Consider the following 15,180-nt stretch of genomic DNA (forward strand, 5'->3'; position numbering starts at 1 on the left):
ACCAAGGTAAACGATTCGTGGGCAACACCCGCGAGCTTGCATCGGGATACGCAAGCGCACAAGTGGCGACAACGCCCGGCGTTGCATGCGAACCGCGGTGCGGCCCTGCCGCCACCGCTTTGTTTGAACCTGAAGTATCCGTCAGACCACGGCGCCGGCGTTCGGGTCGTCTTCGGACTCGCCGTCACGCTTGGTCGGGCCGCCCTTGATCAGGTCTTCGCGCTTCACACCCAGCCACATCGCGATGGCAGCGGCCACGAAGCACGACGAGTAGATGCCGAAGCAGATGCCGATGGTCAGCGCCAGGGCGAAGTAATGCAGCGTTGGGCCGCCGAAGAAGAACATCGACAGCACCACGAGCTGCGTGGAGCCGTGGGTGATGATCGTGCGGCTGATGGTCGAGGTGATCGCGTTGTCGATGACCTCGCTGGTCGACAGCTTCCGGTAACGGCGGAAGTTCTCGCGAACGCGGTCGAAGATCACGACCGACTCGTTCACCGAATACCCCAGCACCGCGAGCACCGCCGCCAGCACCGCCAGCGAGAACTCCCACTGGAAGAAGGCGAAGAAGCCCAGGATGATCACCACGTCATGCAGGTTGGCCAGAACGGTAGCCAGCGCAAACTTCCACTCGAAGCGAAACGCCAGGTAGATCATGATGCCGACCACCACCATGCCCAGCGCCTTGAGGCCGTTGGTGGTCAGCTCGTCGCCCACCTGCGGGCCGACGAATTCGTTGCTGCGCAGTTCCACTGTCGGCTCGATCGCCTTCAGCGCGTCCATCACCTGGGCGCTCTGCTGGGTCGAATTCATGCCCTTTTGCACTGGCAGGCGAATCTGCACCGAAGTGCCGAAACTCTGGACCTGCACCTCCTGGTAGCCCAGCTTGGCAACAACCTCGCGCACCTTGCCGACATCGGCCGATTGCTTGTAGGCCACTTCCATCACCGTGCCGCCGGTGAACTCCACCGACAGGTGCAGCCCGCGGTGGAACAGGAAGAACACGGCCAACGCGAAGGTGACGACGGAAACGATGTTCAGCACCACCGCGTGGCGCATGAACGGAATGGTCTTGTGGATCCGGAAGAATTCCATGGCGCTTGTCCTTGGCCTTTACTTGGTTTCGGCCACAGCCGTGCCGTCGGTACTCGGACGCCAGACCGTGCCGATCGACACGGTCTTGAGCTTCTTCTTCTGGCCATACCAGAAGTTCACGAGACCACGCGAGAAGAACACCGCCGAGAACATCGAGGTGACGATGCCGATGCAGTGCACCACCGCGAAGCCGCGCACCGGGCCCGAGCCGAAGGCCAGCAGCGCAATGCCCGCGATCAGGGTGGTCACGTTGGAGTCCAGGATGGTGCCCCATGCGCGCTCGTAGCCCGCATGGATTGCAGCCTGCGGCGACGCCCCATTTCGCAATTCTTCGCGCACGCGCTCGTTGATCAGCACGTTGGAGTCGATGGCCACGCCGATGGCAAGTGCCATGGCCGCGATGCCGGGCAGTGTGAGCGTGGCCTGCAGCATCGAGAGGATGGCCACCAGCAGCATCAGGTTGACCGCCAGCGCGATCGACGAGAACGCGCCGAACAGCGCGTAGTAGAAGCACATGAACACCATGATCGCGGCAAAGCCGTACATCACGCTGTCGAAGCCCTTCTTGATGTTTTCGGCGCCCTGCGTCGGGCCGATCGTGCGTTCCTGGATGATCTCCATGGGCGCGGCCAACGAGCCGGCGCGCAGCAGCAGCGCAAGTTCGCTGGCTTCGCCCACGGTCATCGAGCCCGAGACCTGGAAGCGGTTGCCGAGTTCGCCATTGATCGACGGGGCCGTGAGCACTTCGCCCTTGCCCTTCTCGAAGATCAGCATGGCCATGCGCTTCTTGTAGTTCTCGCGGCTCACATCACGCATGATGTTGCCGCCCTTCGAGTCCATGGTCAGGTCGACCTTGGGCTGGTTGCTCTGCTGGTCGAAACCGGGCTGCGCGTCAGTGAGGTTTTCGCCGGTGACGAGCACCTGCTTCTTCACGATCACCGGGCGGCCCGAGCGGTCGAGGAATTTCTCGGAGCCGAAAGGCACCGGTCCGCCGCTCAGCTCGGCCGAACGGCCTTCAGCGCTTTCGTCCACCAGCCGCATTTCGAGCGTGGCGGTGCGGCCGATGATGGTCTTGGCCTGGGCCGGGTCCTGCATGCCGGGCAGTTGGACGACGATGCGGTCGATGCCCTGCTGCTGGATCACCGGCTCGGCCACGCCGAGTTCGTTGATCCGGTTGTGCAGCGTGGTGACGTTCTGCTTGAGTGCCGCGTCCTGGAAGCGGCGCGCAGCTTCAGGCTTGATGCTGGCCACGATGCGCCATTCAGCGCCCTGCTGGCTCTCGACCGTGCTGAGGTCGGGCATCTGGTCCTGGATCAGGCGTCGGGTGGTTTCCAGCCCGGCTTCATCGCGCAGCGTGACCTCCACGGTCTGGCCATTGCGGTTCACCGCACTGCCGCGCACTTTCTTGTCGCGAAGGGCGGTGCGGATGTCGCCGGCGAAGGACTCGGCCTTCTTGTCGAGCACGCCGCGCATGTCGACCTGCAGCAGGAAGTCAACCCCGCCACGCAGGTCCAGCCCCAGGTACATCGGGTAGGCATGCAGCGCGGTCAACCACGCAGGAGAGCGCGACACCAGGTTCAGCGCCACCACATAGGACGCCTCGTCCGCATTCGGCACCAGGGCCTGCTGCAGCGCGTCGCGTGCCTTGATCTGGTCGTCGGTGGTGGCGAAACGCACGCGCACCGCGGTCGGCTCGAGCGTCAGCAGGTCGGGCGTCAGGCCGGCCGTCTTGAGCACTTCCTCCACCCGGGCCTGTGTCGACGCGTCGATCTTGACGACGGACTTGGCCGCCGACACCTGCACTGCAGGCGACTCGCCGAAGAAATTGGGCAGGGCATAGATGAGCCCCACGAGCAACACGATCACGATGATCGTGTACTTCCAGACCGGGTAACGGTTCATGAGCGGGCGCTTTTCACAAACTTCAGAAATGGAACACGGCGTGACTTGGAGCCTGGCGCCGCAAAGCGCAAGGCTCAGCTCACGCTTTTATTGCTTGACGGCGCCCTTGGGCAGAACCTGGACCACAGCGCTGCGCTGCACCTTGATTTCGATGCCATTGGCGATTTCGAGGCCGATGTATTGATCGCCGATCGAGGTGATCTTGCCGAGCACGCCGCCGGAGGTGGCGACTTCGTCGCCCTTGGCCAGCGCTTCGATCATGGCGCGCGCTTCTTTCTGGCGCTTCATTTGCGGGCGGATCATGACGAAATACAGCACCACGAACATCAGCACCAGGGGCAGCATGCTGCCGAGCGAGGACAACATGTCACCGCCGCCGGCGGCTGCGGGCGCGGTCTGGGCGAAAGCAGAGGAAATGAACAAGAGAGTCTCCAACAGAGGGAAGAGAAAACGAGAGGAGCGCGGACCGGGGTCCGTCATTCCACCGCTTCGCGGCCACAAGGAAAACGGGCCGCAAATCAAAGCTTGGCGGGGCTTGGCCGCGCACAGCACCGGGCATTGTATTCGGGGCGCGGCGCCCCTTAGTGCGCTATCCCGGCGCGGCGCGCGGGGCTTTCAGGAAGCTTCCAGGCCCCGCATTGGCTACATTTTTGATAGCGACTCCCGTAAATATCGCCGGCTTTCAACTCTTTTATGGACGGCAGCGTATTGCACGCGAAAGCCGGGGCCACAGCCACCGGACAATTCCACCCGCATGACGGGCAAAGCAAGGAGTCTCCATGAGCAAGCGCAATCGCTTGACGACAGCCAACGCCACGCCGGCGCTTCAAGCGGGACTGGATCCCCTGCTGTTGGACCTGCGGCAACTGATCGAGCAAGCCCGGCAAACGGCGGCCGCCGCCGTGAACGCGGGGCTGACGCTCATGTACTGGCGCATCGGCCTGCGCATCCGCACCGAAGTGCTGGGGGGCCAACGTGCCGGCTACGGGGAAGAAATTGTCGCAACGCTGTCGCGACAATTGGCGAATGACTACGGTCGCGGCTTCGAGGAGAAGAACCTCCGGCGCATGATGCAGTTCGCCGAAGTGTTCCCGTCCGAGCAAATTGTCGTACCGCTGATGCGACATTTGAGCTGGACGCATTTTCTCGTGTTGCTGCCGGTCAAGGACTCGCTCGCCCGCGACTTCTATGCACAGATGTGCCAACTGGAAGGCTGGAGCGTTCGCACACTGCGCGAGCGCATCGGCTCGCTGCTCTACGAGCGCACCGCGGTCTCGCGCCAGCCCGATGTGTTGATCCGCCGGGAACTCGACGAACTGCAACGCCAGAACCCGACCGAACCAGCGTTCCTGCTGAAAGACCCTTATGTGCTCGACTTCCTGGGCTTGCAGGACCGCCATCTGGAGAAGGACCTCGAAGACGCCATCCTGCGCGAACTGGAGAGTTTTCTGCTCGAACTCGGGGCGGGCTTCAGCTTTGTGGCTCGGCAACGGCGCATCCAGCTCGACAACGATGACTTCTACATCGACCTGCTCTTCTACAACCGCAAGCTGCGCCGCCTGGTGGCGATCGAGCTGAAGCTGGGCGAATTCCGCGCCGAGTACAAGGGCCAGATGGAGCTGTACCTGCGCTGGCTGGCCCGCCACGATCAGGAACCCGGCGACGCGCCCCCGCTCGGCATCATTCTCTGCACCGGCAAGAAGCAGGAGCAGATCGAACTGTTGGAGCTGAACAAGTCAGGCATCCACGTGGCGGAATACCTCACCGTCCTGCCGCCCCGCGAAGTGTTCGAGCAGAAGATCCACGGCGCCCTGATGGCTGCACGCGCGCGGCTGGATGGCCGGCTCGCGGACAAGGCCGACTGAGCCGACCTCCAGCAATCCTGGATCAGGCCGCCGCGCGCTGCGCCTGCGGATTGCGCCACTTGCCCAGCAGCTCGTTCCAGCGGGTACGTGCCGCCGCGAGGTTGCGTTCCTTGACGTGGCCATAGCCACGAATCTGCTCGGGCAGACCCGCGATTTCCAACGCCAGCGCGTGGTTGTCGGCACGCAAGGCGCCGATCACTTCCTCGATGCTGGCGCGGTACTCGCCGATCAGCGCGCGCTCGGTCTTGCGCTCCTCGGTGCGGCCGAAGATGTCGAGTGCCGTGCCGCGCACGCCCTTGAGCTTCGCGAGGAACTTGAAGCCGGTCAGCATCCACGGGCCGAACTTCTGCTTTTGCAGCTGGCCCTTGGCGTTCTTCTTGGCCATGAGCGGCGGCGCCAGGTGGTAGTTGAGCTTGTAGTCGCCCTCGAACATGCCTTCGACGCGGTCGAGGAAGGTCCGGTCGGTGTGCAGGCGGGCGACTTCGTACTCGTCCTTGTAGGCCATCAGCTTGAACAGGTAGCGGGCCACCGTTTCGCTCAGGCCGGTCTTGCCCAGGGCCGATTCGGCCTTTTGCACCTTGCCGACGAACTGCTTGTATTGCTCGGCATACGCGGCGTTCTGGTAGCCGGTCAGGAACTCGGCGCGGCGCGCCACGAGGGCCTCGACCGTCTCGCGCTTCTTGAACTCGATGACCTGGCCCGGGCGCACGCGCTTTTGCAGCTCCTCAGGGCGCACAGCGGCCTGGCGGCCCCACTCGAAGGCCGTCTTGTTGTTCTCGACGGCCACGGCATTCAGCTCGATGGCGCGCATCAGCGACTCGTGCGCCAGCGGGACCCAGCCCTTCTGCCAGGCGTAGCCCAGGATCATCGGGTTGACGTAGATGCTGTCGCCCATCAGCGTGGTCGCGGCGGCATCGGCGTCGAAGGTGCCCATGCCGTCGATGCCCACGGCGCGCGCGATCTCGGCGGCACAGGCGTCTTCGGGGTTCTGCCAGTTGGCGTTGCGCACGAAGGCGGCGGTGGGCGAGCTGTGGGTGTTGAGCGCCACGTGCGTGCGCCCTTCGCGCATGCGCGCCATGGTTTCGCCGTTGATCGCGACCAGCGGATCGCAGGCCAGGATCAGGTCGGCCGCCGCGGTGCCGACGCGCGTGGTGCGGATGTCGTCCTGCGTGTCGCCGATGAGCACGTGGCTCCAGGTGGCGCCGCCCTTTTGCGCCAGGCCCGCCGCATCCTGCGTGACGATGCCCTTGGCCTCGATGTGCGCGGCCATGCCGAGCAACTGGCCGATGGTGATGACGCCGGTGCCACCGACGCCCGCCACCACCACGCCCCAGACCTTGCCGCCGCCCAGCGACGGAATCGCGGGCTCGGGCAGCAGGCCGAACTCGGCCGGCGTGGCCGCCTTGTTCTTGCTCTTCTTCTTGAGCTGGCCGCCTTCGACCGACACGAAGCTCGGGCAGAAGCCCTTCAGGCAGCTCATGTCCTTGTTGCAACTGCTCTGGTTGATGGTGCGCTTGCGGCCGAATTCGGTTTCCAGCGGCTCCACGCTCAGGCAGTTGCTCTGCACGCTGCAGTCGCCACAGCCTTCGCAGACCAGCTCGTTGATGACCACGCGCTTGGCCGGATCGACGGCCGTGCCCCGCTTGCGGCGGCGGCGCTTTTCAGTCGCGCAGGTCTGGTCGTAGATGATGGCCGTGGTGCCTGGCATCTTGCGGAACTCGCGCTGGATCTCGTCGAGCAGGTCGCGGTGCTTGACCTGCACGTGGTCGCCCGGAATCGAAACGCCCTCGTACTTCTCGGGCTCGTCCGTCACGATCACGACCTTCTTCGTGCCTTCCGCATGCAGGCTCTCGGCAATCTGCAGCACCGAGTGGCCTTCGGGCCGCTCGCCGACCTGCTGGCCGCCGGTCATGGCAACCGCGTCGTTGTAGAGGATCTTGTAGGTGATGTTCACGCCGGCCGCGATGCTCTGGCGGATCGCGAGCAGGCCGCTGTGGAAATACGTGCCGTCGCCCAGGTTCGCGAAGATGTGCTGGTCGGTCGTGAAGGGCTGCTGGCCCACCCATGGCACGCCCTCGCCGCCCATCTGCGTGAAGCCGATGGTGGAGCGGTCCATCCAGGTCGCCATGAAGTGGCAGCCGATGCCGCCCATGGCGCGCGAGCCTTCGGGCACCACGGTGCTGGTGTTGTGCGGGCAGCCCGAGCAGAACCACGGCTGGCGCGTGGCGTCGGCCACGCTGGTAGAGGCCTGCTGCACCACCATCGAACGCTCCTTGGCTTCGAGGATGGCGAGCTGGGCGTCGATGCGGGCGGCCATGTCGGCGCCAGCAGCGGCCAGCAGGCCGGTCTTCTTCAGGCGCGCGGCGATGGCCTTGGCGATCAGCGCCGGGTTCAGGTCGGCGTTGGCGCGCAGCAGCGTGTGGGCGGTCGGGTTGGGCATCGACCATTCACCGCCGGAGTAGCCGTCGTCGCTCGCGCCCTGGCCTTCGTCGAACTTGCCGACCACGTTGGGCCGCACGTCGGAGCGCCAGTTGTAGAGCTCTTCCTTGAGCTGGTATTCGATGACCTGGCGCTTTTCCTCGACCACCAGGATCTCTTGCAGGCCGGTGGCGAACTCGCGCGTGAGCTGCGCTTCCAGCGGCCACACCACGCCCACCTTGTGCAGGCGAATGCCCAGCTGGCGGCAGGCCGCGTCGTCCAGGCCCAGGTCGAGCAGTGCCTGGCGCGTGTCGTTGAAGGCCTTGCCGCTGGCCATGATGCCGAAGCGGTCGTTCGGGCCTTGAATCACGTTGTGGTTCAGGCGGTTGGCGCGAATGTAGGCCAGCGCGGCGTACCACTTGTAGTGCATGAGCCGGGCTTCCTGCTCCAGCGCATGGTCGGGCCAGCGGATGTGCAGGCCGCCGGGCGGCATTTCGAAATCGGTGGGAATGACGATCTCGACGCGCTCGGGGTCGATCATGGCCGTGGCGCTCGACTCGACGATCTCCTGGATCGTCTTCATGCCCGACCACACGCCCGAGAAGCGGCTCAGTGCGAAGGCGTGGATGCCCAGGTCCAAAATTTCTTGCACGCTGGTCGGAAAGAACACCGGCGTGCCGCAGGCCTTGAAGATGTGGTCGCTCTGATGGGCGGCCGTGCTGCTCTTGGAGATGTGGTCGTCGCCGGCCACCGCGATCACGCCGCCGAATTCGGTGGTGCCCGCCATGTTGGCGTGCTTGAAGACGTCGGAACAGCGGTCCACGCCCGGGCCCTTGCCGTACCAGATGCCGAAGACGCCGTCGAACTTGTTGGTGCCCTGCGGCGAGAAGCCCAGTTGCTGGGTGCCCCACAGCGCGGTCGCTGCAAGCTCTTCGTTCACGCCCGGCTGGAAGACGATGTTCTGTTCCTTGAGGAACTTGCTGGCCTTCCACAGCGCCTGGTCGTAGCCGCCGAGCGGGGAGCCGCGGTAGCCGCTGATGAAGCCGGCGGTGTTCTTGCCGGCCTGCTTGTCGCGCAGTTGCTGCAGCATCGGCAGCTTCACGAGGGCCTGCACGCCGCTCATGAAGGCGCGGCCGTAGTCGAGAGAATATTTATCGTCGAGCGTGACGGTCTCTAGCGCGCGGCGGATGTGCTCGGGCAGCGGGGCGTTCATGTTGTCTGTCTCCGTATGGCAGGGCCTTTTGAGCCTGGCTGATTGACTGTGGGTCTGTGCCCGGTAGGGCGCGAGCCCATGATCACGCAAAGTGTATGCCGGGGTCCGCGACAGGTGTTTGCGTTCTTTGCCCCGAAAAAGCAGGTTCCAGAAAGAATCTTGCTTAATATCAGCATCCATGGAAAGCATTGACAAGTTCGACCTCGCAATCCTGCAAGAACTGCAGGCCGACGGCCGCCTCACCAACGCGGAGCTTGCGCAGCGCGTGGGCCTCTCGGCCGCGCCCTGCTGGCGCCGGGTGCGCGCGCTGGAGGAAGCGGGCTTCATCAAGGGCTATCACGCCGAGATCGACCGCCACAAAATAGGGCTGGGCGTGCTCGCTTTCGTGCGCGTCGACACCGAGCGCGTCACCAACGAGGCCACGCGCAAGCTGGAAGACGCGATCCGCAAGATGCCCGAGGTGGTGGCCTGCCACTACATCAGCGGCACCGGCACCTTCGAGCTGCAGGTGGTGGCGCAAGACCTGAACGGCTTTTCGGCCTTCGCGCGCCAGCACCTGATGAACCTGCCGAACGTGAAAGACCTGCACACCAGCTTCTCGCTGGGCGAGGTGAAGGCGAGCAGCGCATTGCCGCTGGGGCATCTGGCAAAGTAGAAAACAGGGAACGCCATGAATTTCGAAGCAAGCAGCCGGGCACTGTCCTATTTGCAGCAAATCCACCTGCTGACCGACGCGGAACACGCCGCAGCCGCGGACGATCCGGAACGGGTCAACGCCCCGCTGCGCACGCCGGCCGAAGCCCTGGCCTGGGTCGTGGCCCGCGAGATCGTGTCGCAGCAGCAGCTTGCCGGGCTGCCGGCCCGCGCGGCCGCCGGCCGGGAAAACGAAGCGCAGGCCATCGTCTCGGAAGCCACCGGCCTGATCAGCGGCGACTTTCCTTTGCCGGCCTGGGCGCTGCTCCACATGAGCCTGCTGGAGCGCCGCCTGCAGGACGGCGTGAGCGCCGAGGCGCTCGACCAGTTGCTGGCAATGCAACTGATCGATGCGGCACAGCATGCGCACAGCCTGTCGATGCTGCCCACGCACCAGGAAGCCTGGGCTGCGCCCGATTCGCTGCCCGCCACGCTGGCCTGGACCGTGCTGGGCTCGGGCGCGCTGAGCGAGGACAACCTGAAGGCGCTGGCCGGCCGCGCGCAGCACGCCGACCTCGTCGCGGATGCCATCGCACGTATCGCCGGCGCGCCGACGGTGACGCGCACGACATCGAAATCGACGTCTTTCTCCACCAGCACGCTCTCGTTCACCACGACTTCGTCGTCGTCCGCGTCGCCGTTGTCGCCCGTGTCGTCCTCACAGACACGGACGCAAGCATGGACATCGACGCGCACGTCGACACCAACGCCAACGCCGGGCCTCGTTCCAAACCGCTGGAAGCTGATCGGCTTTGCCGTGGTCGCGCTGATCGCGCTCTACCTGCTCTTCGGCCGCTGAAGGCACACGCCTTCGCTCACCGCCGCTCGCTGCGGCTCGCCTCGCGAACGGCGCCGAACTCCGACGCCGCGCCCCACTCCGGCCAGCGTTTGCTGTTGGCCAGCGTCTCGCCCACACGGTAGAGCAGCGGCAGGTCGTGCGCCATGCCGGTGAAGGACCAGTCGGCCTGCCATTCGTCGGCCGGCTGGTGGTAGCGGTCGGCGGTGTAGGCCTTGCTGGCCGCTTCGCCAGCCGCGAGGCCGCCCGCCACCCAGTCGTTGCCCGAGGCGAACGACAGCGCCGGCACGCCGCGCTTGGCGAACGAGAAATGGTCGGAGCGGAAGAAATGGCCGGCCTCGGGGTGCGGGTCCGTCGCGTAGGCCAGGTCGAAGCCCTTGGCCTGTGCGACCAGCAGGTCCTGCAACTGCGAAGCTGCGCTGCCCGAGGTGCTGAAATTGCGCGCCGGGCCTTCCGGGCTCAGCGCGTCCATGTTGATCACGGCCACGGTCTTCGCCAGCGGGTACAGCGGCTTGGCGCCGTAGTACTCGGAGCCCAGCAGGCCGCGCTCCTCGGCCGTCACGGCCAGGAAGACGACGGAGCGCTCGGGCTTCTTCGGTGCATTGGCAAAGGCGCGGCCCATCTCGATCAGCGCGGCCAGGCCGGTGCCGTTGTCGACGGCGCCGTTGTAGATCCTGTCGCCCTTGGCGTCGGGCGCGCCCACGCCCAGGTGGTCCCAGTGGGCGCTGTAGATCACCGTCTCGCCGGGGTGCTTGCGGCCCTCGACGCGGCCCACCACGTTCTTCGAGACGATCACCTGCCGGTCGATCGCGTACTCGGCCGACAGGCTCGCGTCCTTGAGCACCTGGGGCTGGAACTCGCGCGTCTGCGCGAGCTTCTTCTGCGCCTCGAAATCCAGGCCCGCGCGGCGCAGCAGATCGACCGCCACGTCGCGCTGGATCCAGGCCTCCAGCTTCGGATGCACCGCCGCCGGCTGGTCGCGCTCGATGTCGAACATGGTCGCGGTGTTGGAGTTCTTCACCGTGGCCCAGCCATAGGCGGCCGGCGCGGTCTCGTGCACGATCAGCACGCCCAGCGCACCGCGGCGCGCGGCCTCCTCGAACTTGTAGGTCCAGCGGCCGTAGTAGGTCATGGCCTTGCCGCCGAAGTCGCCGCTGCCGGTTTCGAAATCGGGGTCGTTGACCAGCACGACGGCAATCTTGCCCTTCAGGTCGACGCCCTTGTAGTCGTCCCAGCGCCGCTCGGGCGCACTGACGCCGTAGCCCACGAAGACCAGCGGTGCCTGCTGGATCGCAACCGAGGTCGAGCCGTCGAGCGCGGCGCGCACCGCGATCTGCTCGCCCTGCACCAGCGCATCGCGCTGCGAGCCCACCTGGAGCGTGATCTGCGGCGTGCCGCGAAACTCGGTCTTCACCAGCGGCACCGACTGCGTCCAGCCGCGCTTGCCGCCTTCGAGATCGCCACCGGGCACGAGGCCCGCGGCCTTGAACTGCGCCACGAGGTAGTCGACCGTCTTGCCCTCGGCCGGCGTGGCCGGCGCGCGACCTTCGAAGTCGTCGCCCGAAACGGTCTTCACGATCTGCGACAGGCGCTGCGGATCGAAGCGCGGCGCCGGATCGGCGGCCAGCGCGGCCGTGGCGCTCCATGCGAGGCCGATGCCGAAAAGAAACGAAGGAAGGACAAGCCGCTGGGTCATGCGAGGCTCCTGAATGGGGATGCCCCGGATGCTAGTCAGCAAGCCACGGTCACCGCGCTATGCCCTCGCGCGCTCCCGGAGAACTTTAGCAAGCTCGCGCGCCCTGGCACGCTCCGTGCGGGAGGCGCCAAGGCGCAAGCCTAAAATCCCCGCCCACCACATCCCGCCACCGCGGACAAAGAGGACCTCGAATGAACCCCATCCGCCGCGCCCTGGCCCTCGGCCTTGCTGCCGCCACGCTCGCCTTCGGTGCCCAGGCCCAGAACCGCGAACTCACCGTGGCCTCCAGCGCCACCTATGCGCCCTTCGCCTTCGAGAACAAGGACAAGCAGATCGTCGGCTTCGACATCGACATCATCAACGCCATTGCCAAGCAGCAGGGCCTGAAGATCAAGGTCGTGAACACGCCCTTCACCGGCATCTTCGGCGCACTGAACAACGGCGACGTCGACCTCGTGATCTCGGGCGTGACCATCAACGACAAGCGCAAGCAAAGCTACGACTTCACGCCGCCCTACTTCGCGGCCCGCCAGCTGATCGCGCTGCCGAAGAACAGCAAGGTCGCGTCGCTGAAGGACCTGGCCGGCAAGAAGATCGCCGTGGTGAGCGCCTCCACCGCCGACGACATCGCCTCGCGCGAGTTCGGCAAGACCAGCCCCGACATCCGCCGCTTCGAGAGCACGCCGCTCATCATTTCCGAGCTGGCCGGCGGCGGCGTCGATGCGGCCATGGGCGACAACGGCGTGATCGCCTACCGCGTGGCGCAGAACCCCGAGCTGAAGACCATCGACGACAAGTCTTTCCCCGAGGAAGGCTTCGGCATCGTCGTGAAGAAGGGCGACAAGGCCCTGCTCGACAAGCTCACGGCCGGCCTGGCCGCCATTCGCGCCGACGGCAGCTACGTGACGATCTACAAGAAGTGGTTCAACAAGGACCCGAACGTGCGCTGAGCCGCACGGCACCTGTGACCCGATCACGGCCGCCCACGAAGCGGCCGTTTGTTTTTTCAGAGTGATGACGCGAAGGCGATGAATATGGAACAACCGATCCTGCTCTTTGGATGGTTCCGATGGGACATCCTGGTCGAATACAAGGACCTGTTCTGGCAAGGCGCGTGGATGACGCTGCGCATGACGGTGGTGTGCGTACTGCTGGGCTCGAGCTGGGGCCTGTGCCTGGCGCTCGCGCGGCTGGCGCAACCGCGCCATGCGCCCTGGACCTGGATCGCGCGCTTCTTCCTGCGCTGGCCGGCCACGGTGTACGTGAGCTTCTTTCGCGGCACGCCGCTGTTCGTGCAGATCCTGTTGATCCACTTCGCGGTGATGCCGGTGTTCATCCACCCGACCTCGGGCCTGCTGATCGACGGCGAACTCGCGCGCACGCTCAAGCAGGAGCACGGCGCGCTCATCTCGGGCGTGGTGGCGCTCACGCTCAACTCGGCGGCCTACATCTCGGAGGTGTTCCGCGCCGGCATCCAGTCGATCTCGCGCGGGCAGTTCGATGCGGGCCGTTCGATCGGTTTTTCGCCCGCGCAGGTCATGCGCTACGTGGTGCTGCCGCAGGCCTTCCGACGCATGCTGCCGCCGCTGGGCAACAACGCGATCGCGCTGCTGAAAGACACCTCGCTGGTTTCCGCCATCGGCCTGGCCGAGCTGGCCTATGCGGCGCGCACGGTGGCCGGCGCCTATGCGCGCTACTGGGAGCCGTACCTGGCGATCTCGCTCATCTACTGGGTCATGACGCTGGTGCTCACGACGATGCTGCGCCGCCTCGAAATCCACCTCGCACGCAGCGACCGGGGCTGAAAGAAAAAAGGGCCGCGCCACAATAGCGCCACATGCCGCCCATATCCCCCGAAGAGACACCGATCCCGCCCGCGCGGCCGCAACCCTCGAAGTTCGCCGCCCTCGAGCCCCTGAAGCTCCCCGTGTTCCGCATGCTGTGGAGCACCTGGCTCATCGCCAACATCTGCATGTGGATGAACGATGTGGCGGCGGCGTGGATGATGACCTCGCTCACCACCTCGCCGATCTGGGTGGCGCTGGTGCAGTCGGCGTCCACGCTGCCGGTGTTTCTTCTCGGCCTGCCCAGCGGCGCGCTGGCCGACATCCTCGACCGGCGGCGCTGGCTGGTGGCCACGCAGTTCTGGCTGGCCGGCACGGCCATCGTGCTGTGCGCGGCTTTGATGCTCGACCTCATGACCGCGCCGCTGCTGCTGGCGCTCACCTTCGCCAACGGCATCGGGCTGGCGCTGCGCTGGCCGGTGTTCGCGGCCATCGTGCCCGAGCTGGTGCCCCGGCCGCAACTGCCGGCCGCGCTGGGCCTGAACGGCATCGCGATGAATGCCTCGCGCATCGTCGGCCCGCTCACGGCCGGCGTGCTGATCGCCAGTGCCGGCACGGTGTGGGTGTTCGCGCTCAACGCGGTGCTGTCGGTGGCCTCGGGCTTCGTGGTGCTGCGCTGGCGTCGCGCGCACACGCCGAATCCGCTGGGCCGCGAAAAGCTCATCGGCGCGATGCGCGTGGGCGTGCAGTTCGTGCGGCAGTCGCAGCGCATGCGCGCGGTGCTGGTGCGCGTGTCGATCTTCTTCTTCCATTCCACCGCCCTGCTGGCGCTGCTGCCGCTGCTGGCGCGTGACCTGCAGGGAGGCGGTGCCGGCACCTTCACGCTGCTGCTGGCGGCCATGGGTTCGGGCGCGATCATCGCGGTGCTGTTCCTGCCCCGGCTGCGCCAGGCGATGGGGCGCGACCAGCTGGTGCTGCGCGGGGCACTGCTGCAATCGGGCGCCACCGCCGTCATGGCCTTCGCGCCCAACGCATGGGTGGCGGTGCCGGCGATGTTCTTCGGCGGCATGGCGTGGATCACGGTGGCCAATTCGCTCTCGGTGTCGGCCCAGCTCGCGCTGCCCGACTGGGTGCGTGCGCGCGGCATGTCGATGTACCAGATGGCCATCATGGGCGCGAGCGCGATCGGCGCGGCGCTCTGGGGGCAGGTGGCCACGGTCACGTCGCTGCAGTTGAGCCTGGTCATCGGTGCCATCAGCGGCACCTTGCTGATGCTGGTGGCCCTGCGCTGGGTGACCGACGTGAGCGGCGAGGACGACACCAGCCCCGCCGAAGCCGGCTGGGCCACCGGCCCACCGGCCGAGGCGCCGCAGGAAGAAGGCCGCGTGGTGATCACTGTCGAGTACCTGATCGAGCCTGCCCGTGCCGCCGCCTTCCACCTCGTGATGCAGCAGACGCGCCGTGCGCGCCTGAGCCAGGGCGCCATCGGCTGGGAACTTCTGCATGACATCGCGCAGCCGGAGCGCTACGTGGAACAGATCGTCGACGACTCGTGGACCGACCACCTGCGCCGCTTCAACCGCGCCACCGCCACCGACATGGCGCTGCGCGAGCGGCGGCTGGCGTTCCACCTGGGCGAGTCGCCGCCGGTGGTGACGCGCTACGTGGTGCGGCGCTGATACCTGCGGCGTCTCGCGGCCGCAACAGTGGCGGCCGCC

General features: G+C 66.2%; 11 protein-coding genes. 6 read left to right on the forward strand and 5 right to left on the reverse strand.

The window, feature by feature from the left end; translation table 11 throughout:
* Positions 1-141 precede the first annotated feature (141 nt).
* The 3 genes from secF to yajC all read right to left on the reverse strand — a co-directional run bounded on the left by secF (position 142) and on the right by yajC (position 3,420).
* Positions 142-1,095, reverse strand: a complete 954-nt coding sequence (gene secF, locus H7F35_RS10630; protein ID WP_187112833.1) for a protein translocase subunit SecF — start codon at positions 1,093-1,095, stop codon at positions 142-144.
* A gap of 18 nt (positions 1,096-1,113) precedes the next feature.
* Complete coding sequence (gene secD / locus H7F35_RS10635; RefSeq protein ID WP_187112834.1) at positions 1,114-2,997, reverse strand: protein translocase subunit SecD; 1,884 nt, start codon at positions 2,995-2,997, stop codon at positions 1,114-1,116.
* A gap of 87 nt (positions 2,998-3,084) precedes the next feature.
* Positions 3,085-3,420: a preprotein translocase subunit YajC gene (yajC, locus tag H7F35_RS10640; protein WP_187112835.1), complete on the reverse strand. Its 336-nt coding sequence runs from the start codon at positions 3,418-3,420 to the stop codon at positions 3,085-3,087.
* Between the two features lie 356 nt (positions 3,421-3,776).
* On the opposite strand from yajC, the gene H7F35_RS10645 reads away from it, so the two are divergent.
* Complete coding sequence (locus H7F35_RS10645) at positions 3,777-4,862, forward strand: YhcG family protein (protein WP_187112836.1); 1,086 nt, start codon at positions 3,777-3,779, stop codon at positions 4,860-4,862.
* Positions 4,863-4,884: 22 nt separating this feature from the next.
* On the opposite strand, the gene H7F35_RS10650 is transcribed toward H7F35_RS10645, so the two are convergent.
* Positions 4,885-8,493 carry an indolepyruvate ferredoxin oxidoreductase family protein gene (locus H7F35_RS10650; protein WP_187112837.1) on the reverse strand — a complete coding sequence of 1,203 codons (3,609 nt, stop codon included), beginning with the start codon at positions 8,491-8,493 and terminating at the stop codon, positions 4,885-4,887.
* 178 nt (positions 8,494-8,671) lie between these two features.
* Between H7F35_RS10650 and H7F35_RS10655 the strand changes: the two genes are divergently transcribed.
* Positions 8,672-9,148, forward strand: coding sequence for an Lrp/AsnC family transcriptional regulator (locus H7F35_RS10655; RefSeq protein WP_187112838.1), 477 nt, complete (start codon positions 8,672-8,674; stop codon positions 9,146-9,148).
* A 15-nt stretch (positions 9,149-9,163) separates the two neighbouring features.
* Positions 9,164-9,985: a hypothetical protein gene (locus H7F35_RS10660; protein ID WP_187112839.1), complete on the forward strand. Its 822-nt coding sequence runs from the start codon at positions 9,164-9,166 to the stop codon at positions 9,983-9,985.
* 16 nt (positions 9,986-10,001) lie between these two features.
* On the opposite strand, the gene H7F35_RS10665 is transcribed toward H7F35_RS10660, so the two are convergent.
* Positions 10,002-11,678, reverse strand: coding sequence for a M28 family metallopeptidase (locus H7F35_RS10665; protein WP_187112840.1), 1,677 nt, complete (start codon positions 11,676-11,678; stop codon positions 10,002-10,004).
* A gap of 191 nt (positions 11,679-11,869) precedes the next feature.
* Between H7F35_RS10665 and H7F35_RS10670 the strand changes: the two genes are divergently transcribed.
* The 3 genes from H7F35_RS10670 to H7F35_RS10680 all read left to right on the forward strand — a co-directional run bounded on the left by H7F35_RS10670 (position 11,870) and on the right by H7F35_RS10680 (position 15,141).
* Positions 11,870-12,628 (forward strand): basic amino acid ABC transporter substrate-binding protein, encoded by a 759-nt coding sequence (locus tag H7F35_RS10670; RefSeq protein ID WP_187112841.1) that lies wholly within the window; start codon positions 11,870-11,872, stop codon positions 12,626-12,628.
* A gap of 84 nt (positions 12,629-12,712) precedes the next feature.
* Positions 12,713-13,483 carry an amino acid ABC transporter permease gene (locus H7F35_RS10675; RefSeq protein ID WP_187112842.1) on the forward strand — a complete coding sequence of 257 codons (771 nt, stop codon included), beginning with the start codon at positions 12,713-12,715 and terminating at the stop codon, positions 13,481-13,483.
* A gap of 32 nt (positions 13,484-13,515) precedes the next feature.
* Entirely contained in the window at positions 13,516-15,141 is a 1,626-nt protein-coding gene (locus tag H7F35_RS10680; protein ID WP_187112843.1) for an MFS transporter, read from the forward strand.
* Positions 15,142-15,180: the final 39 nt, after the last annotated feature.

Source organism: Variovorax sp. PAMC26660, assembly GCF_014302995.1.
Lineage (GTDB): Bacteria > Pseudomonadota > Gammaproteobacteria > Burkholderiales > Burkholderiaceae_C > Variovorax.